Genomic DNA, 18,161 nt, shown 5'->3' with positions numbered 1-18,161 from the left:
TTGCTTTTCCTCCTTGGTCAGTCTTCTGCGTAAATGCGCAACCTGGTCCCTGGCCCGGTGGCGGGAGCCTCTGGCCGCGATGGTTCCGGCGGGACAGGCGGCGCGTACCGGTCGTCAAAAGGCAGGGCGTCTGCGAGGCTGAGCTTGCCCTTGAGCTGCTTCTTGAGGTCCTTGCGTCGCAGGGACCTGGCAGCCTGGAGCTGTTTGAGTGAAATGGCTCCGGACGAGAGTTCCGGAGCGATGGCTGAACACAGAAATGCGTCCTGGAGGTAGACCCGGATCTCTGCCATGTCCCGAGGGTTATACCGGAGCGTGACGGCTTCCCCGACATAGGCGGAGAGCGTGAGGGACAAATAGCGGATGCCTTGGAAGTGAATGCCATCGCGATGGACCTTGCGCTCGGTGGCGACAGTGAGTAGCAATAAGTCGAGATCTTCGTCGCTGGCCGGCATTCTGGGTACCCAGCCGCCTGCTGCCCAGCGCTCGATGGGTGCCTGCTGGGTTTCGGAGTGCTTTTGCCTGTTGTACTCCTTGACGATGAATTGCTCGAGTGCGTGATCGAGCTGTTCCAGGGATAGGGCCGGCGCGGTGATTGGTTCCCCGTTCCGGCCGTGTGGGATGAAACCGGGAAGGTGCGGGAGAAGGCCCTCGGTCACCGTCCGGTAGAAGCGTTCGATTTTTCCGCGTCCCTGCGGGACTCCCGGCTGCGAGTGAATCAGCCGGACATGGGTGTCGAGACAGACCCGTTCCAGGTGGATGCTGGTGAAGTCAGACCCGTGGTCGCTGTAGAGCACGTCGGGCAATCCCATCACGGGCCATCCGGGAACTGTCTTTCGCCGCATGGCCTGATGCAGTGCGAGTCCGGTTTGGAATGACGTCGGAGCTCCGAGGAAGACTGTGTATCCGGCGGCCGCCCTGGAATAGTCATCCAGGACAACTGTGAGCCAAGGGCGGACCTGTTTTCCTGAGGAATCGATCACAGCGATGTCGAGTTGCGTGTGGTCGCATTGCCATTGCTCATTCGGGCGGGAGGCCGTGCGCCGGAAGACAACTTCAAAGCGGTCGCGGTAGGCTGAGTCGCCTTCATGTGCCATCGTGCGCATTCCCGGGTCTATGCGGCTGACGATGGCTCGTACCGTTGAATAGCTCGGCGGCCGCAGGCCGCGGTCCTCGGCTACTGCCGAAATCCGGCGATGGATGAAAGCGAGAGTCGGGGGCGGGCGGCGAAGCGCCAGGCCCTCAATCGCGTCTGCCAGATCGGCCGGAAGGGACCGGATCCCTTGATCAGATCGCTGCCTGCGTTCCAGGCTCGCGATCGTCTGATCCGCCCGGTACTGGCTCATCCATCGGTGAAGTGTCCGGACGGGAATGCCTGCCTCCGATGACAGTGCGGCAAGCGGAATGCCCTCGTCCAGGTGCCGGCGGAGCAGGACTGCCCGGTCTTCAGCCGAATACCTCGCCCGGACCACCGTACGATCCTTGGCTACCGGGCCGCAGCCGCCGTGGGAGCCGGCATCGCCTGGAGATGCCGGTAAATGGTCGGCCGGGAAACGCCGAACGTGTCGGCAATCTCCTGCACCGTGTGCCCGCCGGCGTCATACATCGCCCGGGCTTGGGCGATCTTCGTCGCCGTCATCTTAAACTTCGGACCGCCCTTCCGGCCCCTCGCCCGTGCAGCAGCCAGACCGTCCTGGGTGCGCTCGACGATGAGGTCGTGCTCGAACTCGGCAATCGCGGCGAGCATGTGGAAGAACAGCCGTCCACCCGGAGTCGTCGTGTCGATCCCCTGTGAGAGTGCACGCAGTCCGACGCCGCGTTCCTGGAGATCGTCGGCGATCTGCTTCAGGTTCCGCACCGACCGGCCCAGCCGGTCCAGCTTCGTTACCACGAGCGTGTCGCCGTCGCGCAAATATCGCAGTGTCTCATCGAACACCGGGCGGCGCGCGAGGACCCCGGAAGCATGCTCGACGAATACCTTCCCGCATCCGGCCGCGCTCAAGGCGTCCGTCTGCCCCTCCGGATGCTGTTCCCGTGTCGACACCCGTGCATAACCAACCAAAGCCATGTTCGCGAGTGTATCGCGAACGTGGCTTCGTTGACATAGATCACGGACATGGGTCATGAGACACAAAACGCCGATTTTTCGGTGACAGTGGCCGACTGTCTCGTCAACGGTCGTTTGTGAACTGCCGTTGCCATGCCAGGATGTCGCGGGCCATGTGGCAGTCGCCGTCTGAGACGATCTGGTTATGGGCATTAGCGCGAGCGGCGAACCGGATCAAATGGTCATCTCCTTGGGAGCCCGGCGGGCGTCAGTGGTCGACGACGAGCTGACCGCGTCGTTTGCCCCGGGCCGGACCATCCTTGAGTCGGTTCATACGAAGTCGTCGCGGGACGCCCTTCGGCCGGTCCGTGCCGTTGTGGAGATCGTCCGACACGCCGGTGGGTTGATGCCGCGAGCACTCCTGGGAGGTGCCTTCACGCCCAGCGAATGCGAGGCTGATCTTCTCATCGAGGTGCAGACCTCGGGAGAGGACAGCACCGGAACTCCTTCGTGCAGGAGCCGCTTGTGGACTCCGCTGATTCCGGGACTGCCCGACGAGTTTGCGCAGCCGGTCGTCGACGGATTCATTCGTCGCCCGCTGCCGGCCGGCCGCATCGTTGTAGATCGCGCGGCTTTTGATCCGGTCGAGTCATCACCCTTGGCGTTCGAACTGGCTGCCGAGCTCCTGGCAATCGTGCTCCATTCCAGCTCTATGGGACGAGGAGTGGAGCGGTCAACGCGAGCCGCGATTGAGGCCTGGCCGTGAGCGTGGGCTCAGCCAGCTAAACCAGTGGGCGGGCTTCCGCAGCACGGTGATCGACTGGCTAATTGGCGGACCTGACTGTGCCATGAGCCGGTCGGTGCCGATCGCGTGTCGTTCGACTCGCCGGGGGCGTTGTCTCCAATTTGTCGAGGCTGGCCGTCAGGTGAAGGCCCGTAAGATCGCTGCATGAATGCTTTCGGCTCCGAGGCAGATGTTGAGCACGATCTAGACTTCCGCCTATTGATCAATACGGCGGTCTCGTTGTTTCATCGGCGACCGGTGCTCGATGAGACAACCACATGGCTGGCCGAACAAGGCTACCAAGTCACTATTTTGGACGCATCATCGTGGTCGAGTGAGGCGGATGTGCACGCGGCGATCTCCGAGGCGCTTGATTTCCCGAGCTATTATGGCCGTAACCTGGACGCCCTGAATGACTGCCTTCGGGATGTCATCTCGCATGACTACGGTTGGGACGCCGACGCCACAGGGTTCGTGTTGGCGTTCCTCGGATACGACGCCTTCGCATTGGCTTGTCCCGGGACGGCGCAGACCCTTCTGGATATCATCGCCCAGCGCTCCCGCGAAGCCGCTCTGTTCGGGCACAGGATGATCTGCCTTGTGCAGAGCAATGATTCCCGGATCAGTTTTGATCCAGTCGGCGCTACGCCTGTGCTCTGGAATGACGCGGAGTGGCTTGATTCGAGGCGGCTCGCGCCACAAGCGGACACTGGCGATTAGTCGAGCACCCCCGGTGATGGATCCTCCCAACGGGCTGCAGAGTGACAAATAGCGCTGCGAAAAGACCGCCATTTATCGTTGCGAGTCACACCCCTGATCTTTGTGGAATCGTGCGAGTTTTTCCGGGCCCGGCGATTCTCGTAAGTATGTCTCGAAACCTTCTGGTTGAATCGCCGTATTCACCATTAGTTACGAGACACATCGGAGCAGCCCATGACGAAGTTGATTGGCTATGCGCGCGTTTCGACGCGGCAGCAGTCCACCGACCGGCAGCAGTCGGATCTTCAGGCCGCCGGAGTCCGACCCGATGACCTTTACGTGGACCACGGTGTGTCCGGAGCGCGAGCTTCACGACCCCAGTTCGATCGGGCGCTCGACGCGCTAATCGATGGCGACACCCTCGTGATCACGACGCTGGATCGACTTGGGCGATCCACCCAGAACATGCTCGCCCTCGCCGACGAACTCCGCGGTCGGGGCGCGGGCCTACGCGTTCTGAACCTCGGCGGTGGCGACGTTGACACCGCGACGCCCATGGGGTCGATGCTGTTCACGATAATGGCCGCTCTCGCGCAAATGGAGCACGAGATCAAACGCGAACGCGTCACTGATTCCATCAGCAAGCGCCGGGAGGCTGGAATGGACCTGGGCGGCCGACCGTGTCGGATCACCGATAGCCAGATTCGAAACGCTCTCCGCCTAGTCGAAGGCGGCGAGCCCGCTGCGCAGGTTGCCCGCGATCTGGGTATGTCACGCGCAACGTTCTACAGAAGGTCGCGAGCACTTAACGGTTAGCTGTTCGTCTCGTGGTCCCGGACGTGACACGACGCGATTGCAGAACGTCACCAAAGAGCGATCAATCGCTTGGATCCCAACCCGTCACCTCGTTTCAGAATTGACGAAGCCCCCGACTTTCCTGGCTCATTTTGGGCTGCACTTCAAAAGGTCTTGCTCAATCCTTGCCTAATGCGCAGTATGCGCATAGTGTGTATAAAACGAAGGAGGAATGATGGCTCGGTTGAACATCTACTTGCAGGACGACTTGGCCGCGTCGGTGAAGCGCGCAGAGTTGGAGGCATCTGCTATCTGCCAGCAAGCGCTTCGCGACGCGGTTGAATCATTGGAGAAGGGGATCGGAACGAAGCGCGAGGCGGTGCGGGCGGCGTTACGGCTCCGTCGCACGACCCCGCAAGGCCGCAGGGAGGTCGGCGCCGCCGACGGCGCCCGGTGGGCGAAGGAAGCTGCGACCGCCAAGGAGCTCCAGGACATCGATCGGCTAGTTCTCGAGCAGCTCGAGGGAGACGAGGGCGACGATCCCATGTACATGGTGGGATGGTCCGACGATGCCTCTGGTGGCAGTCAGAGCTTCCTGCACCTCGGCGAGGATACGGACTTCGAGACTCTGGGTCCATGGCTTCAGAAACACGGCTCTCCGGGTTTCTTCGCCCCTGGGGAGGACCTGGCGATTGACGCCGACGACTACCTAGCAGGATTCGTGGACGCAGCGCAGCGCACGTGGCATGAGCTGAAGCCCTTGATCGAGGAGGACGAAGCCGTCCTCCGCCGACGCATCGAGCTCCTGGATGACATGGAGCGCAACATAATGGTCCGAGACAGCACCACCGCGCCCACCTCGGTCGAAGCCCAACCTGAGGTTGATCCGGACTCCCAGGATGGCGCCTCCACCTGACCAGAATGCAACGAAGGGCCCGCTGTAACGGGCCCTTCGCGCCAGGTGCCGTACCTACGCACGGTCCTTCCAACTCCAAGCGTACGATACGGACCTGGCTCTCACCCACTCACAGAGAGAGTCAATGATGTCCGAGCAAGCACAAACACCTGCCCCGAGCTGGCACCTGACCCACCATGCCAAAAGGCGAGCCGCTGAGCGGGGAATCCCCGACGTAGAGTTGTTCCGTGCCCTAAACAACCCGGACGTGACCTACGACCAGAACGACTACGGACCCAACCGCCAGGTGCGCCGACGCGGTCGGATCGGAGTCGTCGTGGACCGGTCCACAGGTGCCGTCATCACAGCCGTGTTCTGCAGCCAAGCCGAATGGCTCGACCAGCTTGCGGCGAGTGTCGCATGAGCACCCCGACTGTCACAGCGCTGTCGAGCATCGTTCAGGACTGGGTGACCAAGACCGAGCTGATGACCTATGTCCGCTGCCCGTACACATACTCGCTTCTCTACCGGGGCGAGATCGACAGGGCCGATCTGTTCGACGAGTTCGTGCTTGAACTTCTAGCCGAAGGCCAAGCGTTCCACGATCAAGTCGACGCAACGGCCCCGGGCATCGAGCTGGCCACCGCCGAGCAACTCGACGAGCTGTTCGCGTCGGGCGTGACCGTGCTGCATCCACCAGTCCTGTTCAACGACGATCTCAGGATCTACGGAATGCCTGACGGTATCGATCCGCAAGGCGGAGCGTTCTGGCCTATCGAGTACAAGTCGCACAAGGACGTCCAGCCCTACGACGAGCTCGAACTGGCCTTCTACTGGCTGCTACTTTCACCGCGACGCACGCAAGGAATCGACGACCCGAGGGGCATTGTGGTGCTGCGCCGCGACGGTGAGCCCCACCCGGTTGAGGTCGCGATCTCCTCGCATCGGCTCGCCCAAGTGTGCGGTCTCCTCACCGAGGTTCGCCAAGCGCGAGTCTCTCCGGTACAGCCCCGTCTGTGCGGCTGCCATGTGTGCTCGAGGGTGCGCCGTGACGAGGTCCTCCAGAGCACGATCGCCCGCCGACACGTGAGCCTCCTTTTCGGTGTTGGCCCCAATTACGAACGCTTACTGTCTGCAGTCGGGGTGCACGACTACCTCACTTTGCTTTCGTGGAATCCTGCCGATCTGGCCGTAGAGCTCCGCCAACGAGGGGCACCGCGTTGCGCTGCTTCGATGATTGAACGCTGGCAACACCACGCTCGCGCGTACCGCGACGGCAAGGCTCAGGCTTTTGGTGATCCGCCGCCCGTCGGCGATGCGTTCATCGTGGTCGACCTTGAATACCTGACACCGCCGTTCGGTGAGCGGGTCTGGCTGGCCGGTGCCGCGGTGGAGACGGGCGCCGGCCTGACCCAGATCCACCAGTTCTGGGCTGACGACACAGACGCGGAAGAACGCAAACTTCTCGCAAACCTCGGTCACCTTCTCGACGCGCATCCTCAGCTGCCGGTCGTGACATGGTCAGGTTGCAACGCCGACCTTCCGACGACGCGCAAGGCTGCCATGAGGCTCGGGGTGGATGACCCGCTCGCCAGCCGCGAACACTGCGATCTGTTCGTGTGGGCCCAGCGGAGTGTCCGGCTGCCGGTACCCTCTCTGGGATTGAAAGGACTAGCCGATTACTTCGCCGTCCCCCATACCTCCGACGTCGCCAACGGGATGCAAGCCCAGCTGCTGTATCGCCGATCGACTGACCGAACGAGTGATCCGGAACCTGACACGAAACAGCGGTTGCTGGACTACAACCGCGAGGATCTGGACGCCACCCTTACCGTATCGCGGGAGCTGAAAGCCCTGGCCCGCGGAGTGACATAGTCAACACAACCGGCCATCCAGGCCGATATCCAAACTGATGATTCCCGGTAAGAAGGATAGCTGCGGAACGGCATTCGTGGCGTGTCACCGCTGCTATAACTCGCTATTGCGACCGTATGAGCCTCCGGCATAGGGCGGTTGTCGGCCCGGGCATACAGTGTTTTAGCTGAGTACTGGAACTCTCGCCCTCGTGGTTGCTGAGCCTCCGGTCGTTCATCGACCGGCTATCGGAACTCTTTTTTACCGCCCGATGAACGTCCCTACCGGACCAGGCGTAACTTCGGCCGCGTGTCCTTAATTCCAGCGAGTCGGCGCACATGTTTGGGCGTCACATGCAGTTCGCGGGCGATCTGCGAGATCGGAATACCTGCCTCGTCCAGTGCCTCCAGAGCGTTCTTGAGCAGTTCAGGTTGTTCGCCCGGGAAATTCTCCACCGGCTGTGGTCGGATCGTTCCGTTCGCTGTGAGGGTGTTGAGCGTGACGTACGCACGGCGCGCAGTAGCCTCCGAAATGAGTTCGAGCTCCTTTGAACGGAAGACGAGCGATTTTATCGAAGCTCCCCATTGAAGGCTGAGTTCTTCAAGCTTGCCAAGGCTAAATCGGGTTGGCAGCTGGGTGCGGATGACGTCCCGCGGCGTTAGGAACTCTGCTGCGAAAGCATCCGCTTCCCGTTCGAGCTCGGCATTTGAACCAGGGCGCCAGCGATGCAACACAATGTGGCCAAGTTCGTGCGCGGCCGAGAACCTGTGACGCATCACATCGTCGGCTTTGTCAGGCGTAAGCACGATGATCGGCCGAGGAAGTGAACTCGTCGAGAAAGCGTCGATGCGGCTCTTTTCGTCTGAGTCCTCATCCTCCTTCATCGAGAAGAACACGGTGAGAATGCCGTGCTGCTCGAGCTCATAGACAAGGAACCTAATCGGTTCGACGCCAAGTCCCCAGTGATTCCGGACCTGCCGGGCCGCGGTGATGGGATCTGGGCGTGCGGCCATTTCGTGTTCATCTGTCATCGCCCACTGCGGGAGATCCAGCTCTGGGAACTCCACGCTCTGTTCCAGATGGCTACTGAGCTCCCATACCTGTTCGGCGTAAGAGACGGCTTGCTGCTGCTGAGCCACGGACGTCGCTCGTAGTCTCCGGAATGACGCTTGGGCGACGTCCAGCCGCGCGCGTGGCCGCCCGAGCGCGAAGAAGTCCGGGGGTACATTGAGCGCCTTTGCCAGGGAGATCAAGGTGTCAACGCGCGGCGTCGCCTCTCCGCGCTCATATTGTCCGATCGCCGCAGCGGATACTCCGACCGCTCGATGGAGATCGGTCTTCGTCAGTCGACTCAGTTGGCGGGCCTGAATCAGCCGCGATGGGTCGAAAACCCTCGCGATCTCTTGCAGTGATGTCCGGTCGAAGTCGGAGTTTAGGGCGTCAATCATCGAGTGTCCGGAGCTTTCGGGGTAGTGCGGAGTTTGGTTGCGGTACGTGGACGCGTGCCGTCTGCAAACGTTTTTGAAGCGACTATCCTCGTTGCCGACTGTGCTGTGGAGCTCGCAGATTCCACTACGTACGCCAAACTCTCCGGCGACAAAAATTCGAGATGGTGAGTGCCGGACAGTTTGGCTGGTGCCCAGTAAATCGAACCGACTCCCGCAGGCGTGCAACTGTAGTAGGCGACAACGAGAGCCTTGCCCTCATCAATCAGATGTTGGTGCGCGAGTGCCTCGCTGATGCTCGCAGGCTCGTCTGGGCTGGGTGAGTGGAGATTGTCGAACAGCGCCGGCTCGTCGAACTTGGTCGTGTTCGACCTCCGGAACATTTCCTGACGTTGTTCGGGCATATATGAGACGCGCACCCGCGTATGGTTTCGAGGCATCTTCGCGCCGATGCGTAGCGGGTAGAGGTGGACATTGTCGATGGCGATCAGCTTTCTGCGACTCCCCTCTACTTCGACCTCGCGAAAGCCTGGTACTTCACTTAGTAATTCCACGAGCTCCTTGTACACGCCCCGAGACATACCGGCTCCGTATACGTACTTGTCGCCGTCCTTGTCGCCATACGCCGCGTGGGCGTTCGCACTCCGAGTCTGGCTCCGCTGAATGCCGAGTGGAATAGCGTGCCGAACGGCCGAGAGGCTTTCGTCTGAGAACTCGCCGTGCCAAGGTCTCGCCGGGTGTTGCGTCATGTTGCCTCCGCGGTTTGGGTAGGTCTACAAGGTATCACACAACTTTAGTTTCCAACCCGAATCGGTCAAAAAGAATAGATTCTATGGCTAGGATGCGGATTTGGGGCTTCAGTTTCAGCGAAGGGAAGAGCGCAGGAAAAGGGTGGATCCGCCCCTCCTCCCTTTGGACGTCCCGTTTGCCTTGGTCCGGGCGACTTGAGGGGGTGCACAGGCGACCTCATATGCGGTCGAGCCGGCTTCTGTATTCCGACTCCAGGAAACAGTTTGACTCGTCAAGCTTAGGTAACTGGAGCCTGTAGGTTGGAACCGGTGCGGTGGCGCAGCGCCCCGAAAAGACGGAGGACCAGAGGATGCCGGTAGAAGTAGGCCTATGGCGGGTGGATGACCGACCGCAGCGGATACGCCCGGCGGCCATGCCGCTGGAGGCTAAGCTCGAGCAGCTGATTCTGGACGATCCAGAAATCCTAGAAACCAAACTGTTGTTGCTCGGCAGACAGGTTCCCACAAAATACGGCAAGTACATCGACCTCCTGGGCCTCGACTCAGAAGGTGTGTTGCACATCCTGGAACTCAAGCGGGACCGTACTCCGCGGGATGTGGTCGCCCAGGCCTTGGACTATGCCTCCTGGGTTCAGGAACTGGGCAACGAGGACGTCCGGAACATTTTCGCCGCGGGCAACCCCGGCAGCAGCCTAGACGAGGCCTTCGCCCTGCGGTTCGACGGGGCACCTGTCCCCGACGAGCTGAACTCAGGACACGTCATGACCATCGTCGCCAGCGACCTGGACCCCGGCACCGAACGAATCGTCGCCTACTTGAACAATTCCCATGCTGTGCCGATCAACGTCATGATGTTCCGGTACTTCAGCGACAACGGCCACGACTATCTGGCCCGCACGTGGCTGATCGATGAGGCCGCCCCCGTAAGCGTCTCCGGGGCAGCCCGGACCAAATCGACCCGGGCCGCTTGGAACGGGCGGGACTGGTACGTAGCTTTCGGCATCGATGGCGGAGAGCGATCCTGGGACGATGCGCGCACATACGGATTCATCTCTGCGGGAGGTGGCGACTGGTACTCCCGGACGCTGAAAGGCCTGCCCGAAGATGCCCGCATTTTTGTACACGTCCCACAGCACGGCTACGTCGGTGTGGGCATTGTCCGGGGGGCTGCCAAACCGGCCGATGACGCGGTCCTGACGATAGATGGGTCCGAGCGGTCGTTCCGGTCGCTGCAGCTGCACGGCCAATACCGGCATCCGGAGGCAGAAGCGGGAACCGATGCCGCCGAATACATCATCCCTGTCCAATGGATCGAAACCGTGCAGCTGGATGACGCGGTGTGGCGGCAAGGCATGTTCGCCAACCAGAACAGCGCCTGCAAGCTGCGTAACCAGTTCACCATCGACGAACTGACCACAGAGTTCAAACTTACAGATCAGCCCTGATCCGGCCCAGCCGCGATAGCACGAGAAGAGTAGGAGCTTCGCCGGCCAGCACCTTGCCGAGCGTGGATGCCAACACTTAGTGCGCATCGCTCTTCTTGGAATCCTTCGTTGTGAGAGTGCCGGGGGAGCCGCCCCTACTCCGTCACAGCACCCCGCTCCGCATCGTTGATGCCACCGGATCGCCCGAACATTTCGGCGTCCCCGCCGGATATTAAAAGTAGTCGGGTGCGCCGTCCAGGACGCCGGTCAGTGTCGCTGATCAATCGTGGATTGACGTGTCCGGCCCTCGCGCCCGGCTACCGACGGTATTGTCCAATCCGAGAGCCAATTTCGCCGGGGAGGAAACCATGCCGCTTGCCGCCTATCTGTCCGATGAGCGAATCGAGGCGCCATTCCTGAACGACGAGGAATGGGCGGATCTCCGACGCCGGTGGAAGGCCGGAGAACCGCTGATCATGGCTTGCGGCCAACCGGGCAAACCCCGGGTTTCCCCACGCGGACTCAAACACTTCTATCACCACGCCGACGCACACTGCACTCTGCATCCCGGCGGAGAATCGGCCGACCATCTGGAGATGAAGTCCTTGGTCGCAGCCGCCGCGCGGGAGGCCGGCTGGGACGCGGTCATCGAATATCCGGCTCCTGACCGGTCGTGGATCGCCGACGTCATGGTTACCCGGGACGATGATCGATACGCCGTGGAAATCCAGTTCTCGCGTCAGGACGCCGACGAGTTTCGGCGCAGGCAGAAGCGCTACGAGGCGGAGGGGGTTCAGTGCTTCTGGCTGGCCGCAGAGGTGAACAGGGAGGCATCCAGCGTTGTGCCATCCGTGATGATCGGTGGTGCGTCCGGTGCGCGGACCCTCAGCCTGCCGGCGGCCTTCGCCGGGGCCGACCCATTGGATGCGGCAGAGGCGATCGCGCATTTGCTGAATAAGAGGGTGAAGTCTTTCATGGAACCGGTCGTCCGGGCCTACTCGCTGGATACGGCCATGGTGAAATGTTGGCGCGAGGGCTGCAACCGGTGGATCACTGCGTGGCGCCTGGATGACCTCCAGGTCGAAACAAGGTGCGGTCAAAAAGGCACTCTGCTGGCCAAACATTATTACGGCTCCCGGTTCTTCCTTACCGACAGGATCGAGCGAATCGTAGTCGACCGGGTGGTGCCTGTCCTGAAGAAGTCGGATTTGCCTGCACCCATGTTCCTGGCAACCAGATTTAGCAAGGCTGCCGGTTGCTCTTACCTGGCGTTGTGCTGCCCGTTCTGCAACAGCCTCCAGGGCGATGTTCTGCTTCGCGACCAAGGAGTCACGTGGCGGAGCTACCTCGTCGAGGACTGGCTCCCGTTGCCCATAAAACGAAGCGCGGTGGCCGTCCAGCACCTCTGTCTGGACATCGGACGCGGGCACTGCAACCAAGAACCCTCTGAGCCTGAGGGGCCAGCCTTTCCAGATGGCAGGCTCGTCGACTCGGAAGCGTCCCCCTTGCTACTGACGCAGGAACTTTCTCCGCTGCCGAAGCGAGGCCAGCCAAAGAATACTGATCCATATGCACACAACTACAAGCCCCGCTACGAACAAGGTCGATACACCAACGCGGATGCTCTGGAATTCGTGAAGCAGATAGATTCCGCTCACACCGGCTGAGCTTTGTCCATCAGACCAGGCGCCTGGTGGTCGGACGATGACGCCAAGCGCCGGCGTCCGTAAGGGGAAGCGACACTATCGACGCCTTGTGCGCCAACTCGACGACTACCCTGTCCGCCAACACCCCGCTCAGCGCCCTTGTACGGCCGGCCAAGAGCAGTGACAATCAAAGGCCGGGGTGGGGGAACTCAGGAGGCTGTGCGCATCCGCCGGTTGCATTGGGTGAGCTTCCTGCGCGTGGTTACCTGGCGGTTGTGTGCAGGCGGTCAGTTGGTTCCTGTCGTCCATCATGTGTGCAGGAAAAGCCCGGAGGATTTAGCTTTTGCTGTGCACGTGTGGGCGAGAGGCTACCCGTGGTGCGCCGGCTGTTCGCCCTGCTCCGATGCCTTCGGCGTCGGAGTGGTGCTACGTGCTGCGCGCTTGCGAACGCGCAGCTTCTTCTCCGGTTCGCCAAGGCCAGCAGAGCGCAGTTCGTCGACGGTCCAGCCGGCCGCGAGTGCCGCCTGATAGCGACGGGCGTCTTCGTCTTCGGCTGCGCCTAGGGCGTCGCGCGCGTCGGACACTTTCTGCCTCGATTTGACCAATTCACGCACGGAGTCCATGCGGTTGTTGAGTCGCTGCTGCAACTCGTGTTCAATCTTCTCTGCATCAATACGGGTAGACATGGCACTCAGTTTAGCGGAGCGGATCTTGAGCCTGCCAGACTGCTGAAAGACACAGCCGCTGACGCGGAGCAAGCTATACACTTATGTGCCATAAGTGGGCCTGATCCTCGACTTCGTGCCGAGGATGCGACACACTTGACGTGTGACCCCGGAGATTCCGGGGCGCTGCGCTGGGCATGGGAAAGGCGGCACGACATGGCGGAGGAACAGAGCTCCAGCCGCCGTTTCGGGCGTCGCCGTCGTGCCAACATCGACGGGCAGACCCAGTACGTGCGCGTCTCCATGTCGGAACAGGAGCGTGCGCGACTGTTCATGTTGGAGGAGCAGACGAGGCGCAGCGCCTCGGAGATCCTTGTCAGCGGTGCGCTGTACGCCGAGAACGCCGAATCACTTGCGGAGCGTCGTGCCCTGGCTTCGGAGCTGATGGCGGTCCGGCGCTACCTTGCCGCGCTGTCCAACAACGTGAACCAGCTGGCCAGGCACGCGAACGCCACCGACGAGTTCCCGGAGGAAGCGCGGGTTTCGCTGAACCGTGTTCGCGCCATCGCTGAGCGGGTCAACAAGACCATTGACGGGTTGGCCGGCTGATGATTCCGAACATCACCAAAGGCGACCGCATGGTCGGCCTACTCGTGTACTTGGCTGGCCCCGGGCGGTCCAACGAGCACACCGACCCGCACCTGGTGACCGGCTCTGCGCCGATCATGGCTTGGCACAACGACGACCAGCTGAACCGCGACGCCGCTCTGTCGATTGCGCACCAACTCGACCAAGCGAAGAACGTTCTCGGGGTGGACGTCAAGGGCGGCCACGTATGGCATTGTTCCCTGAGTTTGCGTGCGGAGGAAGGCGACCTTACCGACGACAAGTGGGCCGAGATCGCCAATGAGTTCATGGACGAAATGGGGTTCACCGAAGCCAGCGGAAAGGCTCCCGTGTCATGGGTGGCGGTCCGTCACGGACACAGCACAGCCGGTAATGACCACATCCACATTGCGGCTTCCATGGTGCGCGAGGACGGCACCAAATGGAGCAGCCACCTGGACTACAAGCGTGCCCAGGACGCGGCCCGGGGCCTTGAGAAGAAGCACGGCTTGGAAGAGCTATCCCCCGTCTACGCAATGCGCGGACTGCGCCCTGGTGAGCGCGAAGCGGCCGAGCGTCGAGGCATGGACGAACCGGAACGCCGTTCACTCGCCCGCAAGGTCCGCGCGTGCGCCACTGCGGCGGAGGACGAAGCCGAGTTTGTGCGTCGCTTCCGTCGCACGGGTGCCATGATCAAACCGCGATACGCAGCCGGCCGTGATGACGTCGTGGCGGGCTACTCTGTTGCCGAACGCCCGCTCAAGGGAAGCCGGCCAGTGTGGTTCGGCGGCGGGCATTTGGCCAAGGACTTGACCCTGCCTCGACTACGCGGAGCGTGGGCCGACAGTCCCGAGCTGGCGGGCGCAGCCGTAGCCGAATGGGGAGCAGCCGCACGCGGTCGGCGACCCGTCAACATCGGCCGTGAGGCCCACGAACCAGACCCGCAAAGGTGGGAGCAGTACAGCAACGAGGTTGCCCGGCTGCGCGAGACCTTGCGCGCCGTCCCGATGGACGACTACGCGACCTGGGCGCACGTCGCCCGGGAGACATCAGGCGCGTTCGCCGCCTGGTCAACTGCCACGGAATCGACGCCGGGACCGTTGGCCGCGGCGGCCGACGAGCTGTCCAAGACGGCCCAACTGCGCCGCTACCCAGCTCCGCGAGTCCGCAGCGTCGGACCGTCTGCCCGGGGCGCGTCCCTGGTCCTCATAGCGGCCACCATGGGAGGCACCGGAACGGCAGCCCAAGCGATCATGTTGCGCCAGCTGCTGAACGTGGCGAAGGCCGTCCACGACATGCACAAGGCGTCAAACGACCTGCGTAGGGCACGCCAGATCAGTGACCTGGTGAAGAACCAGTTGAGCCAGGTGGCAGCCGCGCTGCCGAGCGTCCCCGTGTCAGTGCCGGCGGTAGACGACGAAGCAGCCGAAGCTGTGCGTACGAGCGCGGCCGGCCAGACTCCGGGACGCTCCGGCTCGGTGCTGCCGCCGAAGTACGAACAGGCACGCACCCACGCAACCACCCGAGGCGGGACCACCCGCCCGGACATTGAGATATGACACCAGGAGGGGGAACCATGAGTGAATCTGACGGCATCGAGGAGGCTATCGAGGGCATGTCACGCGTCGGGCTGACTGTCGCCGGCCGGCTTGGTGAGCAGGCGGCCAGGGCACGCGAGCAGGCCCTGCGCCGCGCCCAGGCGGCAGAGGAACAGCAGGCCCGGGAGTTGCAGGCCCGGTTCGACGCTGAGCGGGCGGCGGCCCGTGCACAGCTCGCCCCGGTAATGGACAACCGTTGGTGGGACACGGCCAGCGGCCGCGACGTCGAGAGGGTGCACGAGGCGGCCACTACGTGGAAGGACCACGACCAGGCGGCGCGCAGCGCGGCCGAGGTGATCCGGGACCAGGTGCAGCGGCGTTACGGGCTGGACGTGGACAACCTGGGCGCTGACGACGCGTCGGTGGCCGCTGCCCTGGCGAAGGCCGAACGGGACCGCGATCAGGCAGAGCAGGAGCGCAGCGCCGGCCGTGACGAGAACAGCCAGGCTGCGCAGTTGCTGGCTGAGGCCGATCGGGAAGACCGGGACCGCGAACAGGACGTGACCGAAGAGAACCAGCGGCCCGAGGCGTTGGCCGAAGAGGCCGCCCTCAAGTACGACTCGGCCGAGCGCCGGCAGGAACTGGCGGCCAGCCTGGAGGGCCTGGCCGACCGCGAGGCCGTTCAGGCGCGGCTCAGCGCCGACCAGGACCAGGGCACCCCGCCCAGCGCGGCCGTGGCCAAGGCTCCCGGCCGTAGCCCGAAGGCCCGCAAGACGCGCGGAGCCAATGGCCAGAAAAAGCTCCTGCAGAAGGGCATGAGCCGCTGAGCCGGCGCGGTTGAGGCTGTTCATCAGAGCGAGCCTTGGCCATCCTTTGGTGTTGCATCATTCAGAGAAGTCGGCTGGATGCTGACCTGCGATCTGTTCAGCTCGGATCTGAGCATTCGCCCGTGCTGGGATAGGCTCAAGGCCTTGGCGGGTCGGCCGTTTAGTAGGGGCCCAAGCCCAGCAATGGCCTGTTGAGCGACATACTTTATAGGAGAACACAATTGATCAGAGACGTCCTCGAGCACAATGAGGCGGTTTCCCCGAACGACTTCGAGATCGCGCGGATTCGGGCGGCTCTGCCGGAATACTTCGATAAGAATGGCAGCTTCATGTTCGACCGGCTGCAGGAGTCTCTCCGCTCCGGTGAAGTGACTCTCACCAGGGAAGGCTACGAGCTCAAGTTCCTCGGCAAGTCTTACGCCAAATACCTCACTTCGACGAAGACCGGGACCGTGGTGGTACCCGATCTCGAGCATAACTCTGAGCCCCCCAATGCCGAGTCCAAGAACCTCTACGTTGTTGGAGACAACCTTGACGCGCTCAAGCACCTACTCGGCTCGTACAGCGGACAGGCCAAGTGCATCTACATCGATCCGCCGTACAACACTGGATCCGACGGATTCGTTTACAACGACGACTTTGGATTCAATGCGCTGCAACTGGTAGAGAAGATTGGTCTGGACGAAGATGAAGCAAGCCGAATTATTGACTTGCGTGGAAAGTCTTCGCACTCGGCTTGGCTAACTTTCATGTATCCCCGCCTCGAGTTAGCGAAGGAAATGCTCGCTGACGACGGGGTGCTTTTTGTAAGCATCGATGACAACGAGCAATTTAACCTTCGCGCACTTTGTGATGAAGTATTCGGGGAGGAAAATTGGCTTGGGAACATTGTCTGGAAGAATGCGACGGATAACAATCCGACACAGGTAGCTATTGAACATGAGTACGTGCTCGTCTATTGCAAGTCGCGCCAAGATGTTTCTTCTGTGTGGAAATCTAAGGTTTCCGCGATCAAGGATACGCTTATTTCTATCGGCGATCAGCTCAATCAAGAGCACTCCGAGCCGGTGAAGCTGCAAGCAGCATATTCCGCTTGGTTCCGTGAGAACAAATGGCAACTTGGCCGTCTGGACCGATATAAATATATAGACGCTGGTGGCGTCTATACAGGAAGCCAGAGCGTCCATAACCCTGGGCGAGAAGGCTATCGCTATGACATCCTGCATCCGATTACCCAGAAACCTTGCAAGCAGCCGCTATTCGGATACAGGTTCCCCGAAGCCTCAATGAGTAAGCTTATCGAGGACGGAAAAATTCTCTTTGGTAAAGACGAGAGTAAGATCGTCGAAATCAAGGTCTACGCGCGGGAATACTCAGACAAACTCGATAGTGTGATTGAGTTGGACGGACGGGCCGGTGCAACTGAGGTTGGTGATCTCTTTGGCGACAAGGTTTTTACGAATCCAAAGCCAAGCCAGCTTCTGACCCAGCTACTCGACTTTGTCACGTCCCCCGACGATATCGTCTTTGACTTCTTTTCTGGGTCTGCAACAACGGCTGACGCAACCATGCAACTGAACGCGACTGATGGCGGTAGCCGGCGCTACGTGCTAGTTCAACTGCCCGAGGCGATCGCGGAGGGCAAGCCCGGATGGAAGCAGGGCTACCGGACCATTGACGAGATCGGACGCGATCGAATCCACAAAGCCGCGGCAAAGATCCAGTCAGCGACCGGCGCTGAGATCGACTACGGGTTCCGACTGTTCCGTCTCGAGGAGCCGAATGGTAAGACGCTGGACCAGTTGCAATCCTTTGATCCGGCCCAAAGCGATGCCCTGTTCTCGGGCGACTATGTATCCAAGTTCAATCTCAATGAAACTCCTGGTCGCGACGTGGTGCTGGCCACGTGGCTGCTTCAGGATGGTCATGGCTTGACGGACGATTCGGAAAGCGTCCGCCTGGTTGATTACGAGCTGGATGTGTGCGACGACTCGGCATACATCATTGAGCCAGGGCTGACTAGTGAAGACGTCATGGCCCTGGTATCCAAGCTAGAGAGCGGCGAACTAGATGTATCGCGTGTGGTTGTATTTGGGTACTCAGTGGAGTTCTCCGTGATGCACGAACTGAAGAAGAACCTTAGCGTTCTCAAGTCCGGGCGCTCTGTGTCCGTGCTCGAGAGGTTTTAGT

The 18,161-nt window shown here is 61.5% G+C and carries 17 protein-coding genes and 1 pseudogene; 12 read left to right on the top strand and 6 right to left on the bottom strand.

The window, feature by feature from the left end; genetic code table 11:
- Positions 1-17 precede the first annotated feature (17 nt).
- A complete protein-coding gene (locus BMF89_RS07555; protein ID WP_078106472.1) occupies positions 18-1,469 on the bottom strand; it encodes a Mu transposase C-terminal domain-containing protein in 1,452 nt (483 codons plus the stop codon).
- A 14-nt stretch (positions 1,470-1,483) separates the two neighbouring features.
- On the bottom strand, positions 1,484-2,065 hold the full coding sequence (locus BMF89_RS07550) for a recombinase family protein (protein ID WP_078106471.1): 582 nt from the start codon (positions 2,063-2,065) through the stop codon (positions 1,484-1,486).
- A gap of 184 nt (positions 2,066-2,249) precedes the next feature.
- Here BMF89_RS07550 and BMF89_RS07545 point away from each other — a divergent pair, with 184 nt between their 5' ends.
- From BMF89_RS07545 to BMF89_RS07525, 5 genes and pseudogenes are all read left to right on the top strand, one after another.
- The gene (locus BMF89_RS07545; protein WP_139359589.1) at positions 2,250-2,810 is read left to right on the top strand and encodes a hypothetical protein; all 561 of its coding nucleotides are present in this window, start codon (positions 2,250-2,252) and stop codon (positions 2,808-2,810) included.
- 183 nt (positions 2,811-2,993) lie between these two features.
- Entirely contained in the window at positions 2,994-3,548 is a 555-nt protein-coding gene (locus tag BMF89_RS07540) for a barstar family protein (RefSeq protein ID WP_078106468.1), read from the top strand.
- A gap of 213 nt (positions 3,549-3,761) precedes the next feature.
- Entirely contained in the window at positions 3,762-4,343 is a 582-nt protein-coding gene (locus BMF89_RS07535) for a recombinase family protein (RefSeq protein WP_078106466.1), read from the top strand.
- A gap of 214 nt (positions 4,344-4,557) precedes the next feature.
- Positions 4,558-5,238, top strand: coding sequence for a hypothetical protein (locus tag BMF89_RS07530; protein ID WP_139359588.1), 681 nt, complete (start codon positions 4,558-4,560; stop codon positions 5,236-5,238).
- Positions 5,239-5,362: 124 nt separating this feature from the next.
- A pseudogene (locus BMF89_RS07525) lies at positions 5,363-5,575 on the top strand (DUF4258 domain-containing protein); the annotation flags it as partial.
- Here the strand turns inward: BMF89_RS07525 and BMF89_RS22755 are convergent.
- A complete protein-coding gene (locus BMF89_RS22755) occupies positions 5,506-5,679 on the bottom strand; it encodes a hypothetical protein (protein ID WP_366214760.1) in 174 nt (57 codons plus the stop codon). The pseudogene BMF89_RS07525 and the gene BMF89_RS22755 sit on opposite strands and share 70 nt — an antisense overlap.
- Here BMF89_RS22755 and BMF89_RS07520 point away from each other — a divergent pair.
- Complete coding sequence (locus BMF89_RS07520; protein WP_171983429.1) at positions 5,638-7,092, top strand: TM0106 family RecB-like putative nuclease; 1,455 nt, start codon at positions 5,638-5,640, stop codon at positions 7,090-7,092. The two genes, BMF89_RS22755 and BMF89_RS07520, sit on opposite strands and share 42 nt — an antisense overlap.
- Positions 7,093-7,352: 260 nt before the next feature.
- Here BMF89_RS07520 and BMF89_RS07515 read toward each other — a convergent pair whose 3' ends face one another.
- The gene (locus BMF89_RS07515) at positions 7,353-8,519 is read right to left on the bottom strand and encodes an XRE family transcriptional regulator (protein ID WP_078106460.1); all 1,167 of its coding nucleotides are present in this window, start codon (positions 8,517-8,519) and stop codon (positions 7,353-7,355) included.
- On the bottom strand, positions 8,516-9,085 hold the full coding sequence (locus tag BMF89_RS07510) for a hypothetical protein (RefSeq protein WP_139359587.1): 570 nt from the start codon (positions 9,083-9,085) through the stop codon (positions 8,516-8,518). Before BMF89_RS07510 ends, BMF89_RS07515 begins: the two co-directional genes overlap by 4 nt.
- 530 nt (positions 9,086-9,615) lie before the next feature.
- Here BMF89_RS07510 and BMF89_RS07505 point away from each other — a divergent pair.
- Both BMF89_RS07505 and BMF89_RS07500 read left to right on the top strand, forming a co-directional pair.
- The gene (locus BMF89_RS07505) at positions 9,616-10,710 is read left to right on the top strand and encodes an endonuclease NucS domain-containing protein (protein ID WP_078106504.1); all 1,095 of its coding nucleotides are present in this window, start codon (positions 9,616-9,618) and stop codon (positions 10,708-10,710) included.
- A gap of 347 nt (positions 10,711-11,057) precedes the next feature.
- Positions 11,058-12,356 carry a competence protein CoiA family protein gene (locus tag BMF89_RS07500; RefSeq protein WP_078106458.1) on the top strand — a complete coding sequence of 433 codons (1,299 nt, stop codon included), beginning with the start codon at positions 11,058-11,060 and terminating at the stop codon, positions 12,354-12,356.
- Positions 12,357-12,703: 347 nt separating this feature from the next.
- On the opposite strand, the gene BMF89_RS07495 is transcribed toward BMF89_RS07500, so the two are convergent.
- A complete protein-coding gene (locus BMF89_RS07495; protein ID WP_078106456.1) occupies positions 12,704-13,021 on the bottom strand; it encodes a hypothetical protein in 318 nt (105 codons plus the stop codon).
- Between the two features lie 195 nt (positions 13,022-13,216).
- On the opposite strand from BMF89_RS07495, the gene mobC reads away from it, so the two are divergent.
- The 4 genes from mobC to BMF89_RS07475 all read left to right on the top strand — a co-directional run bounded on the left by mobC (position 13,217) and on the right by BMF89_RS07475 (position 18,160).
- A complete protein-coding gene (gene mobC / locus BMF89_RS07490) occupies positions 13,217-13,609 on the top strand; it encodes a plasmid mobilization relaxosome protein MobC (protein ID WP_078106454.1) in 393 nt (130 codons plus the stop codon).
- A 29-nt stretch (positions 13,610-13,638) separates the two neighbouring features.
- Positions 13,639-15,165 (top strand): relaxase/mobilization nuclease domain-containing protein, encoded by a 1,527-nt coding sequence (locus tag BMF89_RS07485; RefSeq protein WP_253190745.1) that lies wholly within the window; start codon positions 13,639-13,641, stop codon positions 15,163-15,165.
- A 17-nt stretch (positions 15,166-15,182) separates the two neighbouring features.
- Positions 15,183-15,971 carry a hypothetical protein gene (locus tag BMF89_RS07480; protein ID WP_078106451.1) on the top strand — a complete coding sequence of 263 codons (789 nt, stop codon included), beginning with the start codon at positions 15,183-15,185 and terminating at the stop codon, positions 15,969-15,971.
- Between the two features lie 221 nt (positions 15,972-16,192).
- Positions 16,193-18,160 (top strand): site-specific DNA-methyltransferase, encoded by a 1,968-nt coding sequence (locus tag BMF89_RS07475; RefSeq protein WP_078106450.1) that lies wholly within the window; start codon positions 16,193-16,195, stop codon positions 18,158-18,160.
- The last annotated feature ends 1 nt before the right edge of the window (position 18,161 follow it).

It is taken from the genome of Arthrobacter sp. SRS-W-1-2016, from assembly GCF_002009585.1.
GTDB lineage: Bacteria > Actinomycetota > Actinomycetes > Actinomycetales > Micrococcaceae > Arthrobacter > Arthrobacter bambusae_A.
The sequence above is the reverse complement of the archived record's forward strand: the minus strand, read 5'-3'. Positions and strand labels throughout refer to the sequence as shown.

Coding starts and splice junctions, on each gene's coding strand:
- BMF89_RS07550 (WP_078106471.1), bottom strand. CDS start 2,065: ATGGCTTTGGTTGGTTATGCACGGGTGTCGACACGGGAACAGCATCCG.
- BMF89_RS07545 (WP_139359589.1), top strand. CDS start 2,250: ATGGGCATTAGCGCGAGCGGCGAACCGGATCAAATGGTCATCTCCTTG.
- BMF89_RS07540 (WP_078106468.1), top strand. CDS start 2,994: ATGAATGCTTTCGGCTCCGAGGCAGATGTTGAGCACGATCTAGACTTC.
- BMF89_RS07535 (WP_078106466.1), top strand. CDS start 3,762: ATGACGAAGTTGATTGGCTATGCGCGCGTTTCGACGCGGCAGCAGTCC.
- BMF89_RS07530 (WP_139359588.1), top strand. CDS start 4,558: ATGGCTCGGTTGAACATCTACTTGCAGGACGACTTGGCCGCGTCGGTG.
- BMF89_RS07520 (WP_171983429.1), top strand. CDS start 5,638: ATGAGCACCCCGACTGTCACAGCGCTGTCGAGCATCGTTCAGGACTGG.
- BMF89_RS07515 (WP_078106460.1), bottom strand. CDS start 8,519: ATGATTGACGCCCTAAACTCCGACTTCGACCGGACATCACTGCAAGAG.
- BMF89_RS07505 (WP_078106504.1), top strand. CDS start 9,616: ATGCCGGTAGAAGTAGGCCTATGGCGGGTGGATGACCGACCGCAGCGG.
- BMF89_RS07500 (WP_078106458.1), top strand. CDS start 11,058: ATGCCGCTTGCCGCCTATCTGTCCGATGAGCGAATCGAGGCGCCATTC.
- BMF89_RS07495 (WP_078106456.1), bottom strand. CDS start 13,021: ATGTCTACCCGTATTGATGCAGAGAAGATTGAACACGAGTTGCAGCAG.
- mobC (WP_078106454.1), top strand. CDS start 13,217: ATGGCGGAGGAACAGAGCTCCAGCCGCCGTTTCGGGCGTCGCCGTCGT.
- BMF89_RS07485 (WP_253190745.1), top strand. CDS start 13,639: ATGGTCGGCCTACTCGTGTACTTGGCTGGCCCCGGGCGGTCCAACGAG.
- BMF89_RS07480 (WP_078106451.1), top strand. CDS start 15,183: ATGAGTGAATCTGACGGCATCGAGGAGGCTATCGAGGGCATGTCACGC.